This window comes from Pseudoneobacillus rhizolycopersici, from assembly GCF_054786815.1.
Genome location: NZ_JBTOOE010000050.1, coordinates 1 through 5,148, shown reverse-complemented (window position 1 = coordinate 5,148; position 5,148 = coordinate 1). Strand labels below are relative to the sequence as shown.

The window sequence follows — 5,148 nt, the reverse complement described above, 5'->3', positions numbered from 1 at the left end:
CTTCTTAAAAAGAAGTCTTGTTAATGTTTGGTTGTTTAGTTTTCAAAGAGCAATTCGTTTCTGATTGACTCGCTTTTTATCAGCGACTTTTATTACTATAACACGATACTTCGTAGAAGTCAACTTCTATTTTAAAAAAGTTTTTCAATCGAAGTTACTATCATTCATCATGTTAGCCGCTTTGTTTTAGCGACAAGATTTAATATAACATCGTGTTTCGCAGAAGTCAACTTCTATTTTCAAAAAATGATGAAAAAATGTATTTATTATCAACTTCTAACACAACATTCATAATGCTGCGTATCAGCAGCACGATTTAATATACCAGCTCTTTTCGTAGAAGTCAACTTCTAGTATTAACTTTTTATGATAGATATATTCAGTACCATTTTCGTTTAAACTAATACGATTCCATCTAAAGGAGAGAAAAAGATGCAAGCTATCGCAGGAAAAGTGGCCATTATTACAGGAGCAGGACGTGGTATAGGACGTGCTACAGCAATCGCTTTCGCTAAAGAAGGCATTCACGTTGGTCTTATTGGACGGACACTTGAAAATTTGGAAAAAGTAAAAGAGGAACTTAAACAGTATGATGTGAAGGTCGCAACCGCTTCGGCTAATGTAGCAAATTTAGTCTCGATTACCACAGCCGTTGAATCCATTCGCGGCGAGCTTGGCCCAATTGATATTTTGGTAAACAATGCAGGAATCTCAAAATTCGGGAACTTCATGGACCTAACGCCTGAGGAATGGACAAATATTATCGATGTAAACGTAAAAGGTGTGTACTACACCACACGTGCTGTATTACCGGAAATGATCGAGCGCAATACGGGCGATATCATTAACATCTCATCCACAGCGGGGCAAAAAGGAGCACCAGTTACTAGTGCCTACTCAGCTTCAAAAGCTGCCGTTATCGGACTAAGTGAATCGTTAATGCTTGAAGTCCGTAAGAAAAATATTCGAGTTACAACATTAACGCCAAGTACGGTTGCAACAGACATGGCCGTGGAACTAAACTTAACAGACGGCAATCCAGAAAAAGTGATGCAGCCAGAGGATTTAGCAGACTTAATGGTTGCACAACTAAAACTTCATCCACGTGTTGTTTTAAAACATGCTGGTCTTTGGTCGACAAACCCTTAATGAAACTAAATGAAAAATCAAAGGCGCTATCCGATGTATTTGGGATGGCGCCTTTCATTTTAGGGAGACAAACCATACTCCCCTACTTAGAAGGATTCTTCTATAATAAAAATGGCGACTCCCGACATCCGTATATCGAACACCCGTCCAACAACAAATACAACCGATCAAATATGAAAATGGACTTCGAATTTTCTATTGTTTTTCTTGGCTAATAGCAGGATATTCAATCCATTTGTTAATAGAAACACTGATATAAACGTAATGAATACCAGTGTTCTACCTAAGGTGTCCAGTTGTAGGCTGTAAAGGTACCACCCCAATGTTGCTAAGATGAACGTACTAAACGAGAAAGTAGCCAAAATCGCAAACCAGAGACTCCTTTTCGTTTCTAATATCCTATAGCCGAGTATCCATGTTAGCCACCATAAAACCAGTAATACCCCTAATTCTATAAACCCACTGATAGATGAGATTTCTTCTATATTATTTAACCTAGGGAACAACAGCGTTTCCATATACCTTTGTAACTGTGAAATAAGTCCCATAATTTCACCCCATTATCAGTATATTTTCAATTTGTTTAAAAGTTGATTTAGCAACAAATTTATTTTACTAAATAAAGGGGATTTCATGAGGCAGAGGGACAGGTCCCTTCATACCTCACTGCTTTTTATAGACACATGGGCTTTCCACAGACTCATTTCTCCCATATTTCAATCCATCTTCCGTCTGGGTCCACAATCCAAAGAAAGGTTCCGTACTCGCTTTTCTCAGGCTGTTTTAAAAGAGGTACTCCAATCTTATTAAAATGTTCCACCCAAGCTTCGATATTTTCCACTTGAAAATTTAGCATCACAGATTGTTCTTTTGGAAAATAATCACTATCTTCTTTAAACAAAGAAAAGACCGTTTCGTTGTCCACATCTGGCTTGATGATCGTCCCATTCCACTCTTCCATCGATAAACCAAGAGTTTCTTTATACCATTTTGCTAATGAATCAACGTCTTTTGTTCTCCAAAAAACCCCACCAAAACCTTTCATTTTCATCGTCTTGACCTCCTATAATTTTTATCATGAAACATCTCACCCATTTACGCGAACGACCATTTAAATAGAAGTTCACAACCATCCTTGTCATTAAAATCATTATGTCATTTTTGTTGTTAATTTTCTATAAAATGTATATAGAACCTTTTTATAGCAAAGGTATGTCACTTGTTATGTGTTTCAAAAATACGATAGGAGTTGATCTCTTGGCCAATTTTATTCCTGAGAAACTATTTGTTGAGTATAGAGATGGTGTTACGACAACGGAACCTCTTATTCCAAGATGTTATACACTCACTCATTCCGATATAACCGGGGAGTTATTTTTAACCATTGGAAACAAGTATGCTTGGGATAAAATAAATCCTATGCGCGATGAAGTATCTGGTGTATGGAAAAAACACGGAAATTCCTTATACTACTGTGTTTATGTATATATTGATCAAGGAGAATATAGCCAAAATGCCTCAGCAAAACGCGATGAAATATTTAGACGCGAACTACCGCTTGCCTTAACAGCGATTCGATATGGGGATCGGATGTTATTCGACACAAACCCTAACCTAGACCATACCCCTATCATCATGAACTTCATGTCTTCTTATCCACAGTTTTCCAGACAAGAAATTTGGGGTACCTTCAAGAATTTCAACCAAAAATCATGATTCCACTTCATGCTTACGGGACGGTGCCCGCCTTTATTTTCCACAGAAAAGAAACAGGAGAACCGTCCCCCCTGTTTCATCCATCGAATGAAACGCGAGAACCGCCCCCCTGTTTCAAACGATGCACATATTCAATATAATCCGCAACCACTTTAATTAGGCGATCGATTTGGCATTCCTGAATTTTGGTATATTGATAGAAAAACGTTTGGGAGTAGGTGTTAAATGGTTTGTTTGACTTTGGATAGACGGTCTCTTCGGTAACTCCCAACCCGATGGCCATCGAAAAATCATACCACTCGTTACTTTCCAATAGCCGTTCAGCGGTTTTAAAACTAATATTCCGGTCACCCTCTACAAACAAGCGGAATTGAAGGGCCTGAATTTGAATCCCAAGAATAATCGGACCGCCATTTTTTTCACCAATGACGTACTTGACCTCACTAATCCCCGAACCATTCGTAAATCCAGAACTAACAAACACCTCACCATCCCTAGCATCTTCCCACCTTTTTGCAGGAACAAACTTGAGATCAGGCAGCCGATTGCTCATTTCCTTGTAAAATTCTACCGCCATCATTTCATGTTTAAGTTTTAGAAAAAAATCATGCAATCTCACTTCGCGTAACTGCTCAAAAACGCTGTTGGTGGAACGATAGTAGTTATAGGTATCCTTTCGAATCTCGCCAACAATATCCTCGGTGATCTCGTGCAATGAACTGGCGAGCCTTATATAATCCCTGATAATATTGGCATGGTAAGAATTTTTGACCTCAATATCAGGTATGAGCTCTTCCAATAACTGAGCTAAATCAAGATAGCTGATGCACGTCCATTCCTTATCGAATTCTGGGATATACACTTTGTTACTTTCCGTAAAAGTTGGTTTTACCAGACTAAGCAGCACATAATGTTCCGAAGGGTCTGCGGTGGTATATCGCGACAACTGCTCGTAATTGGGCAAGGATTTTACCTTATTTTCGATAATTAACGTCTTTACCTGACCATCTTCGTTGCGAAAATAAATCGTGATATCCTTGTTTCCTTCTTCCCGTTTAACCTCAGAAATAGTCCATTCGCTGCCATGATCAACATACCTCGAAAAAACTGGAGAACATGCCTCCATATAATTGGAAACCACCCAACTAACAAAATTACTATGAAACAGTTCCTTCGAAGTAAGCGACAACTGAAACATCGGTGATCGCTTCAAATAATCAATTGAACTCGTCAACACAGTCATAAACCCTTCCTCCTCTATTGAAACATGGGGACGGCTCTCATGTTTCATATATCTACTAGAATAGTATAACTTATTAAAGCAACATATTACGTTGCTCTAAAGTGAGACTTGGAGACACTTCGCTTCCTTACCCTAGGACTTCATTTACTAAAATCTGTCGAAAAGGAATCGTGGTGTTCGACCGAATCGCTTTGTTAGAAATCACTTGGTACGAGTAGCAAATGGAAATATTAAGCAGAGGTCCGAAAACTAAATCAAATTATCCCGCCCTTCTCTCTCTAGTAAAAACAATCCAAAAAACCAGATTAGAAGTTTTTCAGAAAAGACGGGATAGATAGGGAAAAAGGCGCGGAATCAGCGTTTTGTACTAAGAACTAAACTGATGGATCATGGACAAATGGAGTTCGTCGATACGCACATTTGTCCATGGAGACACGTCTCATGGACAAAACGAGGCCGCCTGTACCCCAATTTGTCTATGAAAAGCCATCTCATGGACAAAACGAGGCTGCCTGTACCCCAATTTGTCTATGAAAAGCCGGCTCATAGACAAAACGAGGCCACCTGTACCCCAATTTGTCTATGAAAAGCCGGCTCATAGACAAATCGAGGCTGCCTAAAGACCAAACTGTCTATGAAAAGACGTCTCATGGACAAATCGACGACGCTTATACCCCAAACTGTCTATGAAAAGCCATCTCATAGACAAATCGAGGCTGCCTAAAGACCAATTTGTCTATGAAAAGCCAGCTCATGGACAAATCGTCGACGCCAAAATCCCAAACTGTCTATGAAAAGCCATCTCATAGACAAATCGTCGACGCCTGTACCCCAATTTGTCTATGAAAAGCCGGCTCATGGACAAATCGAGGTCGCCAAAGCCCTAAACTGTCTATGAAAAGCCATCTCATGGACAAATCGCGACCGCCAAAAGCCCAAACTGTCCATGTAAAGACGTCTCATGGACAAATCGAAGTCGCCAAAGCCCCAAACTGTCTATGAAAAGCCATCTCATGGACAAATCGCGACCGCCAAAACCC

5 protein-coding genes are annotated in these 5,148 nt (G+C 39.6%); 2 read left to right on the top strand and 3 right to left on the bottom strand.

Annotation, left to right across the window (positions count from 1 at the left end; translation table 11 throughout):
- The first annotated feature begins 432 nt into the window (after positions 1-432).
- A complete protein-coding gene (locus ACX9YW_RS22660) occupies positions 433-1,149 on the top strand; it encodes a 3-ketoacyl-ACP reductase (protein ID WP_460350936.1) in 717 nt (238 codons plus the stop codon).
- Positions 1,150-1,316: 167 nt separating this feature from the next.
- On the opposite strand, the gene ACX9YW_RS22655 is transcribed toward ACX9YW_RS22660, so the two are convergent.
- Together ACX9YW_RS22655 and ACX9YW_RS22650 are read right to left on the bottom strand one after the other, a co-directional pair.
- The gene (locus ACX9YW_RS22655; protein ID WP_460350934.1) at positions 1,317-1,697 is read right to left on the bottom strand and encodes a hypothetical protein; all 381 of its coding nucleotides are present in this window, start codon (positions 1,695-1,697) and stop codon (positions 1,317-1,319) included.
- Positions 1,698-1,849: 152 nt separating this feature from the next.
- Positions 1,850-2,200, bottom strand: coding sequence for a VOC family protein (locus ACX9YW_RS22650; protein WP_460350932.1), 351 nt, complete (start codon positions 2,198-2,200; stop codon positions 1,850-1,852).
- Positions 2,201-2,406: 206 nt separating this feature from the next.
- Between ACX9YW_RS22650 and ACX9YW_RS22645 the strand changes: the two genes are divergently transcribed.
- A complete protein-coding gene (locus tag ACX9YW_RS22645) occupies positions 2,407-2,865 on the top strand; it encodes a staygreen family protein (RefSeq protein WP_460350930.1) in 459 nt (152 codons plus the stop codon).
- Between the two features lie 76 nt (positions 2,866-2,941).
- On the opposite strand, the gene ACX9YW_RS22640 is transcribed toward ACX9YW_RS22645, so the two are convergent.
- Positions 2,942-4,108: a PD-(D/E)XK nuclease family protein gene (locus ACX9YW_RS22640; RefSeq protein WP_460350928.1), complete on the bottom strand. Its 1,167-nt coding sequence runs from the start codon at positions 4,106-4,108 to the stop codon at positions 2,942-2,944.
- Positions 4,109-5,148 lie beyond the last annotated feature (1,040 nt).